Here is a 16984-nt window from a genome sequence, read left to right on the forward strand (position 1 = left end):
ATATATTTAGATCAAGTTCGGCTCAGCCCAGAAACGGTCATCTCCGGTCCTGTGTATCCGCCCCGTCAGTCTTTGACTACGACCAAATCCTCGCCAAATAACTGGACGGCCTCATCTACCCAAGGCTCCTGACTGGCCGATTGTTCGTCCCCTTCAGGATGAGAAAGCTCAAAAGGCTCTTTAGCCGGCTCCGCCGCTCCTTGTGCAGCCGCGTCATTCCAATCCTTCTGCATCATGGTCAAAAGCCGATAAGGCTTACCAAGCTCCTGTTCCAGCACCCGCTCGATGACCTGCTTATTCGCAGGTTTCTCGGTAGTTTCCCGGTGGATGTCATTCTTGAAAGCGACTAGAACCGCATCCTCCCAAACGGAAACCGGTTCCCCATTCATAAACCAAGCATGAATCGTCACTTTCTCTTCTTTCACCCGTTGGAGGATCACGTTCCACTTCTGCTGGATCGCCATAAATTCCTGGCTGCCGCGATTGCCAATGTACCGGTCAATATGAGAAGGAATCTTCGCTGTGCTGGATATGCGAGGCGCAGGCGTCCTTGGCCGGGAGGATTCGGACTTATTGCCCCCTCCACCGGCGGCAGCACCTGATTTAAGCGCCTGGTCCAGCTTTCTCTCAAGCTCTTGCAGCTGGCGGCGCAGTTGATCTACCTGGCCAGCATCGGCGGAACCTGAAGCGGAAGAAGAGACTGGTGAAGAATGTGCTTCAAGGCCGGCGGCATGAGCAGCCTGAGAACCACTCCCGCTTTCGGCAATGCTGCATAATTTCAGCAGGGCCACTTCAAAGAGCATTTGCGGCTGGACCGCATATTTCATCTCGTTCTGATAATGATTCAGAGTCTCGATAAACTGAAATAGTTGATTTTTAGTGAATGCCTCGGCAATTTCTGAAAAAGCGCCCGGTTCAAGCACCCTTTCCGTCAGCTTCTCGGCTTTGGGCACCATCTTGATCATCAGCAGGTCCCTGAAGTAATACAGCAGGTTCTCCATGCATTTATCAGCGCTTTTGCCTTCCTGCATCATTCGTTCGATGAGCTGGAGCACACCGCCGATATCCCCTTGAAGCAAGCTGCCGGCAAGCTCGGCGAACTGACTAGAGGGAATTCCCCCTGTCATTTCAAGCACCTGCTTGTAGGATACTTGTCCTTCGGAAAAAGAAGCGATCTGATCGAGAATGCTGACTGCATCCCGCATCCCGCCGTCAGACAAACGGGCAATGTATTCGATGGCTTCATCATCCGCCTGAATGCCTTCTTCCTGGCAAATCTGCTTCAGCCGCTGACTTTGTTCTTCCAGAGAAACGCGCCGGAAGTCAAACCGCTGGCAGCGGGAAATAACTGTAGCAGGCAAGCGGTGAGGCTCCGTTGTTGCCAGAATAAACATGACATGCGGAGGCGGCTCTTCCAGCGTCTTCAGCAGGGCGTTAAAAGCTTCCGTAGTCAGCATATGAACTTCGTCGATTATATAAACCTTTTGCCGAACTTCAGTCGGAGCATATTTGACCTTGTCCCTTAAGTCCCGAATCTCCTCAACCCCGCGGTTGGATGCAGCGTCAATCTCCAGAACATCCATGACAGCCCCGGACGTAATTCGCCGGCAGGCTTCACATTCATTACAGGGCTCGGCAGCAGGGCCACGCTCGCAGTTGACGGCTTTGGCCAGAATCTTGGCCGCCGTAGTCTTACCGGTGCCTCGCGGACCGCTAAACAAATAAGCATGGGCCAGACGGTCTTCGCGGATCGCGTTTTGCAGCGTGCGAATAATATGCTGTTGTCCCACCATGTCCTGAAACAACTGAGGCCGCCAGGCACGGTACAAGGCAACGTGTTCCACTTTATGCGGCACCTTCTTTCAAAACTTTTGGGCTATTGCCGCTCCCCGGGCAACCCCGGTTTCGCAGCAAGTTAAGGTCTGCCTCCCTTCCCAATGGGAGAAGGACAACGAGACCGCTTTCCTTATTATACTATACTCGGTACAGTCAGAAAAACACAAAAAACCGGATATCGGCCGATCAGCCTTTTCCCTTCAAAAGGACGATTAACCCCCAACTTCATTACCCGCACAAAAAAAGCACCCCCAACTGGTGTCAGAGATGCGTTCGCTTGGTCCATCATTATTCGTAAATCATATTCGTGCACATAAAGGAATATTAGCCGTGCACCTGTTATTGATCATTGCGATCCAAGCGGCACCCTGCCGGAACACCTCGGGTTAGGCTGCCCTCCGGCACAAGAGTGGGACTGCTTATGGCTGCTTCCTTCCGGACCTGACCAGGTTCACAGATACTCATTGCGGAGGACCCAACCGTCAACGATGACCGACAGGACCAGACCTTACATCAGCAAGACCTCTAACAGGAATTCAACCTCGCTACAGCGGATTGCGAGTTACAGGGCACCGCTACCTCCCCGTCTAGCACGGTGAAAATAAGTATATCTCATGCCTGTACAAATTGCAACCGAAACAGCCATCCTTATAATACCACCCGCCAAGCAATGAAGGCGGAGCGGGCTTTGCCGCAAAGCAAAAAGCTATTAAAAATTCCCCGCTCCTCAGGAGTAGGGGATAAAAGACTAACGTTCATTCTCTTAGACGGATTAGATTCCGTATTTCTTTTTGAATTTATCCACGCGTCCGCCGGCATCCATAAACTTCTGTCTGCCTGTGAAATAAGGATGGCATGCGGAGCAGATCTCTACCCGCAGGTCCTGTTTCACCGAACCCGTTTCAAATTGGTTCCCGCATGCGCAGGTTACCAGGGTCATGCTGTACTTCGGCTGAATAGCTGAATTCATGACTTTCACCTCTTTCCGCCCTGAGCCTCATGCGGACTCAGAGTTATAATGGACAATCAGCCAGAATTATAGCATAACGCCGTCAGCACCGACAATCCCAATCTTTGTCATCCCGAGTTTGCTGTTCACAATCTAGGATCCGAACCTCACAGCAGTGTAGGCTTCCGTTTGGCGCGGGTCAGTTCAGCCGGCGGCACATGGGTATAAGAACCGATCACCACGTCAGGCAGTTCTTCCTGGAAGATCTCGATCGCCTGCTTCATGCCCAGAATCTCGCCTTTAGCTTTAGGAATCAGCTCCAGATAGCTTTCAGGGTCGATATTCAGGTTGCGCAGCTGAATCAGCTTCAGCTTGGTCCGGCGAACGAATTCAATCATCGCTTCCACTTCTTCTTCCCGGTCGGTTACACCAGGGAAGATCAGATAGTTGATCGAGGTATAGACGCCTTGGGACTCTGCATATTTCAGCGATTTCTCCACGTTAGCCAGCGTATAACCCCGCGGTTTGTAATAAGCGTTGTAATGATCGTCGAGGGCACTGATGGTGCTGACACGCATCAGATCCAGCCCCGCATCCACGATGCCGCGGATATGGTCGCTGAGGCCGGCGTTTGTATTAATGTTAATGTAACCCATATCCGTGCGCTCACGGACCTGACGGATAGCATCAATAATCAATTTGGCCTGGGTGGAAGGCTCGCCTTCACAACCTTGACCGAAGCTGATGATCGACTCCGGTGTCTTCAAATGCTCCAGCATTACTTCGACAATCTCCTCGGTACGCGGACGGAAGTTCATCCGGGTCTGCGGAGAGACGAAGCCGCTGTCATCCGGCTGCTCGGAAATACAGCCAAAGCAGCCCGCATTGCAGGAGTAAGAGACAGGAACGGCGCCTTCCCATCGGTTCAGGAATGTGTTGGAGGCCGTCAAGCATTCATAACCCAAAGCACAGTTGGACAAATGTTCATACAGGCGGTTCTCCGGATATTCGTCTCTAAGACGTTTTACACTATTCTTCAAATCAAGCGGATCACAGTTGAGCGGATTCCACTTCTCAGGGTCGTCGCTCATCCGGGCCGTGACATAGAACTGCCCGTCTTTCCAGACGACTGCGGAATAACCGAACAATGGCAGCTTATAATCCTTGTCTGTCTTGATGTAGCCGGGCAGACAAAGGCGGGTAAATCCCTGCGGAAGCAAGGCGCCGACAGCCTGGACATTGCCCGGCAGCGGCTGCATTTCACCCGTCTCCGGGTCCATGCCTACAGGGCGGGTGCTTGGCAAGCCCACCAGCGTTGCTCCGTTAGGAAGCGGAATTAATTCGTCTTCCATAATTTCGACGATCATATCGCCGCTTCTGGCCAAGCCGTAAAGCGTATCGTGATCGAATACGTTACCTTGTTCATCTGCATATACCAAATACATAATAATCTCCTTATAAATCGGCGGGCCGGCGGGTGTTCAGCCGGCCCGGCCAGGGTTTAGACGCCCGACGGCGCTGATGAACCGGACGACGGGGATGAGGCGGCCGTCCGGGTACGGCGGGCTGTGGAAGCTGACGCCGGGGACGATTGGGAACCGCTGCCCTTCTCGGGCGGTGTATCAAACGAAGCAATAAATTCTTCGTTTGTTTTGGCATTGCGCAGTTTTCTTAAGAATCCTTCGACGAAGTCGTAGGAATCGTTCATATTTTTGCGGACACTCCACAAGGTATCGAGCTCTTCCTTCGTCAGCAGAGCCTCCTCGCGGCGTGTGCCGGAACGGCGAATATCGATGGCAGGGAAGATGCGGCGTTCAGCCAGCTTGCGGTCAAGATGCAGCTCCATATTGCCCGTACCTTTAAACTCTTCATAAATAATATCATCCATACGCGAGCCCGTATCAACCAGAGCCGTAGCCAGAATCGTCAAGCTGCCGCCTTCTTCCACGTTCCTCGCTGAGCCGAAAAACCGCTTCGGACGATGGAAGGACGCCGGGTCGATACCGCCGCTGAGCGTTCTGCCGGATGGAGGCACAACCAAGTTGTAGGCACGCGCCAGACGGGTGATGCTGTCCATCAGAATCACAACGTCTTTCTTGTGCTCCACCAGACGAAGAGCACGCTGCAGCACAAGCTCCGCTACCTTGATATGGTTCTCGGGCAGCTCGTCGAACGTTGAAGCGACAACCTCTCCCTGAACGGAGCGCTGCATGTCGGTCACTTCTTCCGGCCGTTCATCGATCAGCAGGACAAATAGGGAAATATCCGGACGGTTCGTAGAGATGCTGTTAGCGATTTCCTTAAGAAGGATCGTCTTGCCGGCTTTAGGAGGGGCTACGATCAAACCGCGTTGTCCAAGCCCGACGGGAGCAAGCAAATCCATAATCCGGGTCGACAAATGGTTGGGAGCTGTTTCTAGCACCAGCTTCTCTTGAGGATACAGCGGTGTCAATGCAGGAAAGTGCAAACGTTCAGAGGCCAGTTCAGGGTTCTCCCCATTCACGGCATTCACTTGCAGAAGTCCGAAATAGCGCTCATTCTCTTTAGGAGCCCGGCATTTACCGGATACGAGGTCGCCCGTCCGCAGGTCGAATCTGCGAATTTGGGAAGCGGAAATATAAATGTCCTCAGTGCTTGGCAAATAGTTGATAGGTCTGAGGAAACCATATCCTTCAGGCAAAATCTCAAGCACGCCTTCCATAAACATTAAACCACTCTGCTCGGCCTGAGCACGCAAAATAGCAAAGATCAGTTCTTTCTTCTTAAGCTGCCCATAGTAAGGAATCTGATACTGTTTAGCCAGCTTATAAAGATCTGTAAGTTTTTTTTCTTCCAGATCAGCAATTTGAAGATCCATTGTGAAATACCACCTATTCAATTATAAATATCTATCTACTGAGAGTATGAGATCTGGGAGACTAGCAGAGGATACTATAGTTATACCCGCCACAAAGAGGAGTTATGCCGCTTTTGCAAAATAAGACAGGAACGGCAGCACCACATTATAGGAAAAGTTCCGGTGCACCATGGCCCCATGAGGAAAAGCATTAGACGCGCAGGTTGGTAGACAAATCATTACCGCCCTGCACGTCCTGAGTTTATTATTCGGTTTGACGCCAGACATCCGCGCCAAGCGATCTAAGATTCGTAACCAGATGATCGTATCCGCGGTCGATATATTCAACCCCTGTGACTTCGGTAACCCCCTCGGGTACGGTCAGACCTGCAATAACCAAAGCGGCGCCGGCCCGCAGATCCGAAGCGGATACCTTGGCAGCGTTCAGCGGTCCGCCCTCAATAACGGCCGATCGGCCTTCCACCCGGATTTTGGCGCCCATGCGGGCCAATTCAGGCACATGTTTGAACCGGTTGCTGTATACAAAATCGCTCAGGACGCTGACACCCTTACATTGCGTCAGGAGACTGGTCATCGGTGACTGCAAATCCGTCGGGAAACCCGGATAGACCAGCGCCTTGACATCCACATGGCCGTAGGAGTCCGCTCCGATGACCCGAATGGACTCGTCCAATTCTTCCACCTGGACTCCCATTTCGATCAGCTTGGCTGTCAGAGCTTCAAGGTGCTTGGGAATTACATTGTCAATCAGCACATCCCCGCGAGTAGCCGCAGCTGCAATCATATAGGTTCCGGCCTGAATGCGGTCAGGAATGATGGAATGTCTGCAGCCGTGCATCTCTTTCACACCTTCGATGCGGATGGTTTCCGTTCCGGCACCTTTAATGCTGGCTCCCATGGCGTTAAGCAGAGTAGCCACGTCAATGATCTCCGGCTCCTTCGCCGCATTCTCGATCACCGTCGCGCCCTCGGCCCGTGCAGCTGCCAGCATAATATTAATCGTGGCGCCGACGCTGCTGACATCCAGATAAATCCGGGCGCCGCGCAGCCGTTTGGCATGCAGATGAATCGCTCCATGCTCATTGGTCACTGTCGCCCCCAGCGCTTCAAAGCCTTTGATATGCTGGTCAATAGGCCGCGGCTCGAAATTGCAGCCGCCTGGGAGGCCGATCACGGCTTCGCCGAACCGGCCGAGCAGCGCCCCCATCATATAATAAGAAGCCCGCAGCTTCTTAACAGGCCCGTTTGGCATGGGGATAGACTTAATATCACTTGGGTCAATCTTGATCTGGTTGTCGGACCATTCCACTTTAGCCCCAAGCTCTTCTAATATATGCGTATAAACCGCAACGTCGCTTAGCTGCGGCAAATTATCCAAAATCACTTCAGTTTCCGCCAGAATAGCGGCAGGCAGCAGTGCAATCGCACTGTTCTTGGCACCGCTAATTTGAACCGTTCCGCGCAGTGGACGTCCACCGGCTATCATTAACTTTTCCATAATTCTTAAAGGTCCCCCTGAGTGCTTAAAAAGGTCTGTCATACCTCACCATAATACCACTTAAACATAGAAAAGGGAAAGACGCCGCAAATGGAGCGGCGTTTTCCCTTAGAATATCTACTCAGTAAGAGCAAAGCCGCTCCCAGGGGAACGGCTTATTTATCCTCTTCTTATGCGTGGTTGCTGGTTCCGAACTCACGAATTTTGCCAATTACCGTAGCTTTGATAGCGTCACGGCCAGGAACCAAGTATTTACGAGGATCGTAAGCTTTAGCATCTGCGTTCAGCACTTCACGAACTTTAGCTGTAAAATTGATTTGGTTCTCTGTGTTTACATTGATCTTGGAAGTTCCCAAAGAAATCGCTTTTTGAATGTCGTGCAGTGGAATACCTGTACCACCATGCAAAACAAGTGGAAGTTGAACTGCGTCGCGGATTTCTTCCATTTCTTTGAAACCAAGGTTTGGTTCGCCGTGGTAAGGACCATGAACAGAACCGAGGGCAGGAGCCAAAGTATCGATGCCTGTCTCTTTAACGATACGTACGCATTCGTTCAGGTCAGCATATTGGATGCCGCCGATCACGTCGTCTTCCTGTCCGCCAACTGTACCCACTTCCGCTTCAACGGAAACGCCTTTGGAGTGTGCATATTCAACGACTTTCTTAGTCATTTCGATGTTCTCATCGATAGGATGATGGGAACCGTCGATCATAACGGAAGTAAATCCAGCATCGATCGCTTCTTTACATTTCTCAAAGCTAGAACCATGGTCAAGGTGAATCGCTACAGGAACAGTAATCTTCATGTCCTCAATCAGGCCTTCCACCATTTTCACAACTGTTTTGAATCCGCTCATATGGCGAGCAGCGCCTTCGGAAACGCCCAGGATTACAGGGGCTTGCTCTTCTTGTGCTGCAGCCAGAATTCCTTGTGTCCACTCAAGGTTATTGATGTTGTATTGACCAACCGCGTATTTCCCTTCAAGCGCTTTGTTCAACATTTCGGTCATGGATACTAATGGCATGTTGCGTCCTCCTAAAAAGGTATGTTTTTTATGTTTTTAGCCGACATTCACACCACTTTATTATACCACAAAATACGTGAATTACTAAACAAGCTTTTACATGGTTTCACATGCTTTGTGATATTTTTATGGCGTTTTCGCAAATTTTCATAAAAACTCAGAAGAAGAGACCCCTCATTAAGGGGTCCCCCGCGTTACATAACTGCTTTTCCTTTTAACTGGCTGTTGACAGCCATTCGCATTTCGTCTATATCAAACGGTTTGGTAAAATGCATTAAAGCGCCAAGCTCCGTCGCCTGCTTAATCATATCCAGCTCTCCGTACGCAGTCATCATGATGACTTTGATCTCCGGATTCACCGCCTTGATATGCTTAAGAATCTCTAGTCCGTCCATGCCCGGAATTTTCATATCGAGAAGCACCAGATCAGGCGAGTCATTCCGAACGATCTCCAGAGCAAGTTTGCCGTTCGCAGCCTGGAATGTTTTATACCCTTCGCTTCCGAACACTTCCATCAACAAAATACGGATCCCGTTCTGATCATCCACTATCAACACTTTCTTCTCTTCCATGAGAACCCCCCCAAGAATCGGCACATACCGCTCAAAAAGCCATGGCCTTCGCAAAATTCCTGAACTTCAAATCTTCACCGGCGTCTAAAAAAGCTCGTATATAAGGAATATTCGCGTTAATTTTGTCAATTCCTTCTGAATCAAGAAAAAGACAGCAAAGGAAGTTAGAAAGACAGAAGGCTGAGAAATCCGGCAGGGACCTGGTTGGCGCCTTTATGCAAAACCGGGGAACAAGCCTGAAAAAATCAGGCCTGCTCGTCGTATTGAATCGAAGCTTTAACGAACTCGCGGAAGAGCGGCTGCGGACGGTTCGGACGGGACGTAAATTCCGGATGGAACTGAACCGCCAGGAACCACGGATGATCCGGAAGCTCCACGATTTCAACCAGACGTCCGTCCGGTGAAGTACCGGAAATCTTGAGCCCTGCACGCTCGATCTCTTCACGATAGCTGTTATTGAATTCATACCGGTGACGGTGTCTCTCATAAACCAGCTCATCGTTATAGCATTCCATAGCCAGCGAACCCGGAACGAGTTTGCACGGATACAGACCCAGGCGCATCGTTCCGCCCAAATCTTCAATATCCTTTTGTTCAGGAAGCAGGTCAATGACCGGGAAGTTGGTCTTCGGATTGATCTCCGAGCTGTTCGCGCCATCCATGCCGGCCAGAGCACGGGCATATTCGATAACCGCTACCTGCATGCCTAAGCAGATGCCGAAGAATGGAATGTTGCGCTCACGCGCATAGCGAATAGTGGTAATTTTTCCTTCAATACCGCGATCTCCGAAACCGCCAGGAACCAGAATGCCGCTGATGCCGCCGAGCATTTCGTCCACGTTCTCCTCGGTTACTTCCTCCGCATTCACCCAGCGGATCTTCACATCCGCGTTAGCGTCAAATCCGGCATGGGATAAGGACTCAACCACGCTCAAATAAGCATCATGCAACGCTACATATTTACCTACGATTGCAATTTCAACCGTCTTCTCCAAGCGGCTGATCCGGTCCACAAGACTTTCCCATTCCTTCATGTCCGGGGCAGGAGTCGTCAGCTTCAAATGATTCACAACGATCTCGTCCAGACCTTCGTCGCGCAGGTTCAAAGGAACCTCGTAAAGCGTGCTGGCATCGCGGCATTCGACCACCGCATTAGCGTCGATATCGCAGAACAAAGCGATCTTCGCCTTCATATCCGCGGAAAGCTCATGCTCCGTACGGCATACGATGACGTTCGGCTGAATGCCGATGCTGCGCAGCTCTTTTACACTGTGCTGGGTTGGTTTGGTCTTAACTTCACCCGCAGCTTTGATGTAAGGGATCAGCGTAACGTGAATGTACATGACGTTCTCGCGGCCGATGTCGCTTTTGATTTGGCGGATCGCTTCAAGGAAAGGCAAGCTCTCGATGTCGCCTACTGTACCGCCAATTTCGGTGATAACTACGTCGGAACCCGCTTCGCGGCCCGCGCGGAATACACGTTCTTTGATCTCATTGGTAATGTGGGGGATTACCTGCACGGTGCCGCCCAAATATTCGCCGCGGCGCTCCTTGCTGATGACCGAAGAATAAACTTTACCTGTTGTAACGTTACTGTTCTTGGACAGGTTAATATCAATAAAACGTTCATAGTGCCCAAGGTCCAGATCCGTCTCAGCACCGTCATCGGTGACAAACACTTCACCATGTTGGTAGGGGCTCATAGTTCCCGGGTCAACGTTAATGTAGGGGTCGAATTTCTGGATCGTTACTTTTAAACCTCTATTCTTAAGCAATCTGCCTAGTGACGCAGCGGTAATCCCTTTGCCGAGGGAAGACACCACGCCGCCTGTTACGAAAATGTATTTAGCCACTGTTGAAAAACCTCCCAAATAAACATAGTGCCGGGAAACGGCACTTTGATTTGATCAAATAAACATCCAGAAAATCCATCCGACTAGGCTTTAGCGTAACCCATTTTACAGCTAATCACCCGCAATAATACCCTCAAAAAAACAAAAAAAGTGCCACCCGAATTGGTCGGGGCACTTTCCAAACTTCAACTTATTTATAGATCCGATTCATAAGCCCAAGCAATAGTTTAACTGTTCCGGCAGCGGCTTGTCAAGCAACCAGAAAGGAATCCCAAGGGCGATTTTGAGCACCGAAGAAAACCTTGGCATGTCTGGATCAAATATGAAAAAAAGGACGGTCAGACTTCCTTTCGAAAGCCGTCCGCCCTTCATGATTCTAGTCTTTCAAATCCCCGTCCTCTTCATCGAGGTCCTCGTCTTCTTCGCTCTCTTCGTCTTCGTCCAGATCCTCATCTTCGAGTTCTTCGTCACCCAGAAGCGGATCTTCTTCAACTTCGGCATCTTCGTCTTCGTCGGCAAAGATACCGTCCTCGTCTTCTTCGGCGGCATCATAGTCTTCATCATCCGCGGAGTAAGTTTCTTCTTCCTCCTCCGTGAAATCTTCGTCGTCCAGATCATCGTCGTCGTCATTAATAATGCGCGGACGCGAAGCATTGGCGATCGGATCTTCGTTCTTCTCAATCGGATACCAGCGTTTCAGGCCCCAAAGATTGGTTCCGACACAGGCAAAACGACCATCAATATTAATCTCCGTATATAGCTGCGCAATGGCCTCTTGAATCTGCTCATCGGACATTCCGCGAACCTTGGCCACTTCATTCATTAGATCACGGTAATAGTAAGGCGTATTGGCTGCTTTCAAGATCATAAATGCGAGATCCACCATCGGAGTTTCTTGAATTTTCTCCGGGTCGATTTTTAAATTGAGCGGCGTACTCACTTACGGACACTTCCTCTCAGGCAATGTTAACGGTTGCGTTCCATACTGGACGGGCTTGGCCCGCGAATATGAACATCCCCTAATTTAACTCATCGAACTCATATCACACAATAGTAAAACCTATTTGGAAGGAAAAAGCAAGTTTTATCCGGCCCTGCAGCCTGCTCATTTCAAAGGTCTCATTTCAAAAGTCTCTCTGGTTCGGTCAGCCAGGTAACAGCAAGAAGCGGAGCGTGCGAACGCTCCGCCTCTGCCGACTGTATCCTTTCGAAAGAATGCGGAGTATCCGCTTTCTCCCGGGAAGTGAGAGGCCGGACCCTCCGGCCTCCTTCTTCCATCGTATGTATACATTTGCAGATTGACACGGTCTGCGCGGGTTAAACTTGCAAAAAGTCGAATTTTTGCGCATCCCCCCGGCCAGCTCCCTTGAACGCCTGCCGCTGTGCTGCAGGAGCCTATTTCAGCGCAACCGGGCATGTTCCCCATTCAGCCGATAACGCCTTGTCATAAAATACTGCAACACGCTTTGGTCAGGGGGCTGCTTTGCATGAATATACCGGAATTGCTCCGCTTTCTAAGCGAACACTTCTCTCTCTCCCATGATGAAGGATCCCGCCACATCCTCTCCTTCCGCAACCCGTCTCACTATGAGGCCTTTCTGAACGAGCTTCAGCTAAATATTCCCGGCATGGATCCGGAAATCCGCGAGCGGCTTAAGACGGCTGCCCTGAGACAAGGACTGGCCGGTTTCCTGGAATCCGCCGACCTGCCGCTCCGATTTCGCCGCGCGCTTCGGATCGAAGAAGATCTCCGGGTGAACGTCCATGCGCTTGCTGCTCAGGAGAAACAGATCAATCCCGGCATTCCCTGGGGTGTCAGAAGAATCCGTGCGCCGGAGGTTTGGTCGCAGTCCACAGGGCTGAATGTCCGGATCGGCATTGTAGATACCGGCGTTGATTTCAGTCATCCCGACCTTAAATACTGCCTGGCCCGAGGGGTCAATCTGCTGAGCCGCCATCACTGGCCGCACGACGATAACGGCCACGGCACTCACATTGCCGGAACGATCGCCGCGGCTGGAGGACCGGAGGGAATAACCGGGGTTGCCCCCCGTGCGATTCTCTATCCTGTCAAAGCCTTCGATAATAACGGTGCCGCCTATGTGTCCGACATTATCCGCGGCATCGATTGGTGTGTACAGAACGGCATCCAGATTATCAATATGAGCTTCGGCATGAAGAAGAAAAGCGCAGCCATGGAAGAAGTCGTGGAGCGCGCTACCGAGGCCGGGGTCGTCATAGTCGCTTCTGCCGGCAACGACAAGAAAAAACGCAGCATCGATTATCCCGCCAAGCTTCCCCAAACCATCTCGGTCGGCGCAACCAACCGGGAGCGCCGTATTGCGGGCTTCAGCAATCTGGGCCCCTATATCGATATTTATGCGCCCGGCGATCAGATCCGCTCCTCCTGGCTTGGCGGCAAACACCGTAAAATGAACGGTACGTCCATGGCCACCTCCCATGTCAGCGGCGCCATAGCTTTGCTGCTGGCCAAAAGGCCTGGACTTACACCAGCCGAAATCAAATCGCTGCTCCGGCGGACCGCCCGCCCGTTATCCCCCTTGGAGAACAGAACCAAAGGGGCCCCCGGCGAACTGGATGCCTACCGACTGGTACGAAGGCGAGCTGCTGCGAAACCCGCCGCCCGAACAACCAAGAAAAAAGGCTGAGCTTGTAAGTGGACGAATAAAATCAATCCCCGAACCGATGAACCGCAAAAAGCCCTGAAACGGTCTCCTTGGAGAGAGCCGCTTCAGGGCTTTCTTATTTACATCCGGTCAGGAGCTTCTACACCAATCAACTTGAGCACATTGGCGATAGTGATGCGAACCGCGCCGAGCAGGGCGAGGCGGGCTGCCGTTTGCTCCGCGTCTTCCGTAATGACGCGTTCCGCTCTGTAGTAGCTGTGCAGCAAAGATGCCAGCTCGTATACATAACGCACGATACGGTGCGGTGCATAGCCATTTGCGGCCACGGCGATTTCTTCCGGCAGCTCACCGATTTTGCGGAGCAGATCATACTCGTGCTCGGTCGTCAGCTTGTGGAATGGCACGCTGTCCGGAGCCGGAAGCGCGATGCCCTGCTCTTCAGCTTGACGGAAAATGCTGCAGATCCGCGCATGCGCGTACTGCACATAATAAACCGGGTTCTCGTTGGACGTCGAAATTGCGAGGTCCATGTCGAAGTCCAGATGGGAATCCATGCTGCGCATCGTAAAGAAGTAACGAATGGCGTCGACGCCTACTTCGTCCATCAGGTCAACCATCGTGACGGCTTTGCCAGTACGCTTGGACATTTTGACCTTTTCGCCGTCCTGGAACAGGCTGACCATCTGTGCAATCAGCACGGTCAGTTTGTTCGGATCATTGCCGAGCGCTTCCATCGCTGCTTTAAGACGCGGGATGTAGCCGTGGTGGTCGGCGCCAAAAATATTGATCATCCGGTCAAAGCCGCGGTTGTATTTGTTGCGGTGGTAAGCCACGTCAGGCGTCATGTACGTGTACGTGCCGTCATTTTTCACCAGAACGCGATCCTTGTCATCGCCGTAGTCGGTTGTGCGCAGCCAGGTTGCTCCGTCCTGCTCATAGGTTTGGCCTTTGGCGCGAAGCTCCTCGAGGGAAGCCTCTACCTGTCCGTTCTCATACAGCGAGCTTTCGCTGAACCAAACGTCAAAACGCACGCGGAAACGGCCGAGGTCGCGTTTGATTTTGTCCAGTTCCTTCTCAAGTCCGTATTTGCGGAAGAATGCCGCACGTTCGCCCGGCGAATAGGAAAGCAGCGAATCGCCCTTCTGAGCTACGAGCTCCTTGGCAAAACCCTTGATGTCCTCACCATGGTAGCCGTCCTCCGGCATCTCGGCCTCTTGTCCAAGCTCCTGCAAATAGCGGGCTTCAATCGATTTGCTCAGGTTCACGATCTGGTTGCCGGCATCGTTGATGTAATATTCGCGGGTTACGTCATAACCTGCAAAATCCAGCACATTGCAGAGGGCATCGCCAACAGCTGCGCCGCGGGCATGTCCCAAGTGCAGGCTGCCTGTAGGGTTCGCGCTGACGAACTCGATCTGAACCTTCTGACCGCCTCCGATCTGCACCCGTCCATAATGATCTCCTTCAGCGTAAACCTTCGTAATGACCGGATAAAGATAACTTTTGCCGATCGTGAAATTAATAAAGCCCGGTCCGGCAATTTCCGCCTTCTCAATCGAAGCTTTGCCGTAATCCAGGTGATTCAGAATCTCCTCCGCGATTTGGCGCGGGTTCTTCTTGGCGATTTTGGTCAGCTGCATAGCCGCGTTGGTGGCCAGGTCGCCGTGGGCCTTATCTTTAGGCACCTCAAGGACAATCGCCGGAATTTCTTCAGCAGAAGCCAGACCGGCAGCGGTGATGGCATCGACAATCGCTGTTTTGACCGCCTGGTTGATCTGCTCTAACGGGTTTTGGGTTGACATGTTCAGACTTCCTCCTGTATTTGCAAACTAATGGTGAACCGGCCTGCCAGTTCCTCATAGACATATAAATCGTAAACCCAGTCCAGCGTCCCGTTCGATCCGTCCAACCGGATATCCACGGACTTTGTGTCCGTTGAAAGGTTAAAGGTCGTAAACGGGGAGCGGTAGAAACCGGGGAGCTTCTGTCCGGCGCTGAACGTCTGCTGCGACTCGACTTCACCGTGGCGCAGCACTCTAAGCTCGCCGCCGCTGATTCGTACGGTAGTCCGCGTCTTGCCGCCTTTCGGTCCGGGCTCCGGCTCTTCATAACGGATATAGCTGCCCGCCGCTCCCTGCACCAGTTCGCCGCGCATATGCTGCACCGTCTTATCCGTTCCGTCAAAGCTTGTTAGGGTAATGACCACAGCCTGATTGCCTGGCATTGCTTTCAGTCCCCATTTCTATAATCTCTTTATCATACTCTACCATATAACCTTGTCCAAAGTCTCCGATCTTAAGACTCTCAGCCTGCATCAAATATTGATTATACCCGATTAAGGCCTTTTTCGTTAATTGAAAAATCAAAAAAAGGGCTGCGGCGAGCGGAAGCCCTTGCCGAAGCCCTTTTTACAGCCGACCAAGACATGAAATTCGTGTCCGGGGTCACGGTTTATGACAGGTTTAAGACGTTTACGATACCGCATCCGGGATCTTGAATTTCTGATTCCAGCTGACGCCGCCGTCATGCGTAACGTAGACGGCCGTTTCCGTCGCACTCGTAACCGTAAGCCAGCCTGTCTTCTGCGACGGGAAAGAGATGCGGGCATCATACCCTTTAATCACTGCCGGAACGTTCGTCCAGCTTCGGCCGCCGTTATAGGAACGGCCGACACCAACAACGCCGCCGGCAGGGGAACCGCCAGCCAGATAGGCTGTGCTGCTGCCGATCAGTGCCATATTGCCCGGGTGCCCTCCGGGAGAGGCCGGGCCTTTGGCTGCCAGCACTTTCCCGCTGCCCGGCGCAGGACCGCCGCCGGCGGTGTCCTGCCCGATCACGCGCTTCCAGCTTCCGCCGCTGTCAGGACTGGCGTACAGGCTGTACGAAACCTGGGACATGCCTGATTCGCCGTAAACCAGCGCCCATACCTGGCCAGCCCTGCTGTACAGCTCTCCGCCGATAACAGATTCGGATGGAATGGTGAGTACCGTGCGCCAGCTGCTGCCGCTGTTCGTGGTCTTCATGACCTTATAGCCGCCGCCGGGAACAACCGTCAGCACGTATCCCGTTTTGCCAGATGCGTCATTAAAGGAGCCTGCACGTGTATTGGGCGGCGTGTTCACCTTTTTCCAGCTGCGGGCTCCGTCCGTGGATTGATAAATACGGTTAGAGGTAAAACCGTATAAGGCGCCGTTAACTGTCTTAAGGTTGGTGAAAAGCTCCGGCGTGCTGTCGATCCGCTTCCAATGTGCGCCCCCATCCGAGGTGCCAATCAGATAATTCGGACCGTTATCCGAAGCTGCTGCCAAAGCCCAGCCCTTCACATTATCGGGAAAATGAATCTGCGCAAATTGCCAGGAGCCCTTATAAATTTCCTGCCAATGACAGCCCCCGTCCGAGGTGCCGACCAAGAATCCGTTCCCTGCGGCGCGCCCCACCCAATCACTCAGAAAGTTAATATCAGTGAAATGCAGCGGCATTTGGTCCGGGCCTTTATGTTTCTTCTGCAAATCACCCAAAAGGCCATGATCTCCGCTGCCGCAAACCGGACTGGCCGCCTCCGCAACCTTCGAAGGCAAGGAAGAACCCAGCCCCGCCACGGAGAGTCCTGCCGTCAGAACGGCAGAAGCCGCTATCTTCATTAAAGAACTCAGCAATCGTCTGCTGCGTATCATTGAACCACCTCCATACCCTTTCATATGGCTCTTGGTACCTGTTTAGTCTGATTACCTATCGTTTACTTATCG

Annotated in this window: 14 protein-coding genes and 1 other RNA gene; 1 reads left to right on the forward strand and 14 read right to left on the reverse strand. The window is 52.1% G+C overall.

Annotated features, from left to right (window positions below; translation table 11 throughout):
* Positions 1-65: 65 nt before the first annotated feature.
* The 11 genes from dnaX to rpoE form a co-directional block, all read right to left on the reverse strand.
* Positions 66-1844: a DNA polymerase III subunit gamma/tau gene (dnaX, locus tag CBE73_RS13485; protein ID WP_094094636.1), complete on the reverse strand. Its 1779-nt coding sequence runs from the start codon at positions 1842-1844 to the stop codon at positions 66-68.
* Between the two features lie 320 nt (positions 1845-2164).
* Positions 2165-2432, reverse strand: an RNA gene (ffs, locus tag CBE73_RS13490) — signal recognition particle sRNA large type.
* A gap of 176 nt (positions 2433-2608) precedes the next feature.
* Positions 2609-2806, reverse strand: coding sequence for a 50S ribosomal protein L31 (gene rpmE / locus CBE73_RS13495; RefSeq protein ID WP_094094637.1), 198 nt, complete (start codon positions 2804-2806; stop codon positions 2609-2611).
* 146 nt (positions 2807-2952) lie between these two features.
* On the reverse strand, positions 2953-4230 hold the full coding sequence (locus tag CBE73_RS13500) for a radical SAM family protein (protein ID WP_094094638.1): 1278 nt from the start codon (positions 4228-4230) through the stop codon (positions 2953-2955).
* Positions 4231-4286: 56 nt separating this feature from the next.
* Positions 4287-5642, reverse strand: coding sequence for a transcription termination factor Rho (gene rho / locus CBE73_RS13505; RefSeq protein WP_094094639.1), 1356 nt, complete (start codon positions 5640-5642; stop codon positions 4287-4289).
* Positions 5643-5886: 244 nt separating this feature from the next.
* Entirely contained in the window at positions 5887-7140 is a 1254-nt protein-coding gene (locus tag CBE73_RS13510; RefSeq protein ID WP_094094640.1) for a UDP-N-acetylglucosamine 1-carboxyvinyltransferase, read from the reverse strand.
* Between the two features lie 170 nt (positions 7141-7310).
* Positions 7311-8165: a class II fructose-1,6-bisphosphate aldolase gene (gene fba, locus CBE73_RS13515; protein ID WP_094094641.1), complete on the reverse strand. Its 855-nt coding sequence runs from the start codon at positions 8163-8165 to the stop codon at positions 7311-7313.
* A gap of 194 nt (positions 8166-8359) precedes the next feature.
* Positions 8360-8737 (reverse strand): response regulator, encoded by a 378-nt coding sequence (locus CBE73_RS13520; protein ID WP_094094642.1) that lies wholly within the window; start codon positions 8735-8737, stop codon positions 8360-8362.
* Between the two features lie 245 nt (positions 8738-8982).
* Positions 8983-10590, reverse strand: a complete 1608-nt coding sequence (locus CBE73_RS13525; protein WP_094094643.1) for a CTP synthase — start codon at positions 10588-10590, stop codon at positions 8983-8985.
* Positions 10591-10797: 207 nt separating this feature from the next.
* Positions 10798-10962 (reverse strand): hypothetical protein, encoded by a 165-nt coding sequence (locus tag CBE73_RS22170; RefSeq protein WP_174704728.1) that lies wholly within the window; start codon positions 10960-10962, stop codon positions 10798-10800.
* 4 nt (positions 10963-10966) lie between these two features.
* A complete protein-coding gene (gene rpoE, locus CBE73_RS13530) occupies positions 10967-11530 on the reverse strand; it encodes a DNA-directed RNA polymerase subunit delta (RefSeq protein WP_094094644.1) in 564 nt (187 codons plus the stop codon).
* A gap of 547 nt (positions 11531-12077) precedes the next feature.
* On the opposite strand from rpoE, the gene CBE73_RS13535 reads away from it, so the two are divergent.
* Positions 12078-13259: a S8 family peptidase gene (locus CBE73_RS13535; protein WP_094094645.1), complete on the forward strand. Its 1182-nt coding sequence runs from the start codon at positions 12078-12080 to the stop codon at positions 13257-13259.
* A gap of 98 nt (positions 13260-13357) precedes the next feature.
* On the opposite strand, the gene argS is transcribed toward CBE73_RS13535, so the two are convergent.
* The 3 genes from argS to CBE73_RS13550 form a co-directional block, all read right to left on the reverse strand.
* Positions 13358-15040: an arginine--tRNA ligase gene (gene argS / locus CBE73_RS13540; RefSeq protein WP_094094646.1), complete on the reverse strand. Its 1683-nt coding sequence runs from the start codon at positions 15038-15040 to the stop codon at positions 13358-13360.
* A gap of 2 nt (positions 15041-15042) precedes the next feature.
* Positions 15043-15462 carry a YwiB family protein gene (locus CBE73_RS13545; RefSeq protein WP_094094647.1) on the reverse strand — a complete coding sequence of 140 codons (420 nt, stop codon included), beginning with the start codon at positions 15460-15462 and terminating at the stop codon, positions 15043-15045.
* 247 nt (positions 15463-15709) lie between these two features.
* Positions 15710-16912 carry a beta propeller repeat protein gene (locus CBE73_RS13550; RefSeq protein ID WP_094094648.1) on the reverse strand — a complete coding sequence of 401 codons (1203 nt, stop codon included), beginning with the start codon at positions 16910-16912 and terminating at the stop codon, positions 15710-15712.
* Positions 16913-16984 lie beyond the last annotated feature (72 nt).

The sequence above is a fragment of the Paenibacillus physcomitrellae genome, from assembly GCF_002240225.1.
Lineage (GTDB): Bacteria > Bacillota > Bacilli > Paenibacillales > Paenibacillaceae > Fontibacillus > Fontibacillus physcomitrellae.

Excerpts from the sequence above, each read along its gene's own strand:
- CBE73_RS13500 (WP_094094638.1), bottom strand. The coding sequence starts at position 4,230 with ATGTATTTGGTATATGCAGATGAACAAGGTAACGTATTCGATCACGAT.
- rpmE (WP_094094637.1), bottom strand. The coding sequence starts at position 2,806 with ATGAATTCAGCTATTCAGCCGAAGTACAGCATGACCCTGGTAACCTGC.
- rho (WP_094094639.1), bottom strand. The coding sequence starts at position 5,642 with ATGGATCTTCAAATTGCTGATCTGGAAGAAAAAAAACTTACAGATCTT.
- fba (WP_094094641.1), bottom strand. The coding sequence starts at position 8,165 with ATGCCATTAGTATCCATGACCGAAATGTTGAACAAAGCGCTTGAAGGG.
- argS (WP_094094646.1), bottom strand. The coding sequence starts at position 15,040 with ATGTCAACCCAAAACCCGTTAGAGCAGATCAACCAGGCGGTCAAAACA.
- CBE73_RS13550 (WP_094094648.1), bottom strand. The coding sequence starts at position 16,912 with ATGATACGCAGCAGACGATTGCTGAGTTCTTTAATGAAGATAGCGGCT.
- CBE73_RS22170 (WP_174704728.1), bottom strand. The coding sequence starts at position 10,962 with ATGAAGGGCGGACGGCTTTCGAAAGGAAGTCTGACCGTCCTTTTTTTC.
- CBE73_RS13520 (WP_094094642.1), bottom strand. The coding sequence starts at position 8,737 with ATGGAAGAGAAGAAAGTGTTGATAGTGGATGATCAGAACGGGATCCGT.
- CBE73_RS13510 (WP_094094640.1), bottom strand. The coding sequence starts at position 7,140 with ATGGAAAAGTTAATGATAGCCGGTGGACGTCCACTGCGCGGAACGGTT.
- CBE73_RS13545 (WP_094094647.1), bottom strand. The coding sequence starts at position 15,462 with ATGCCAGGCAATCAGGCTGTGGTCATTACCCTAACAAGCTTTGACGGA.
- CBE73_RS13535 (WP_094094645.1), top strand. The coding sequence starts at position 12,078 with ATGAATATACCGGAATTGCTCCGCTTTCTAAGCGAACACTTCTCTCTC.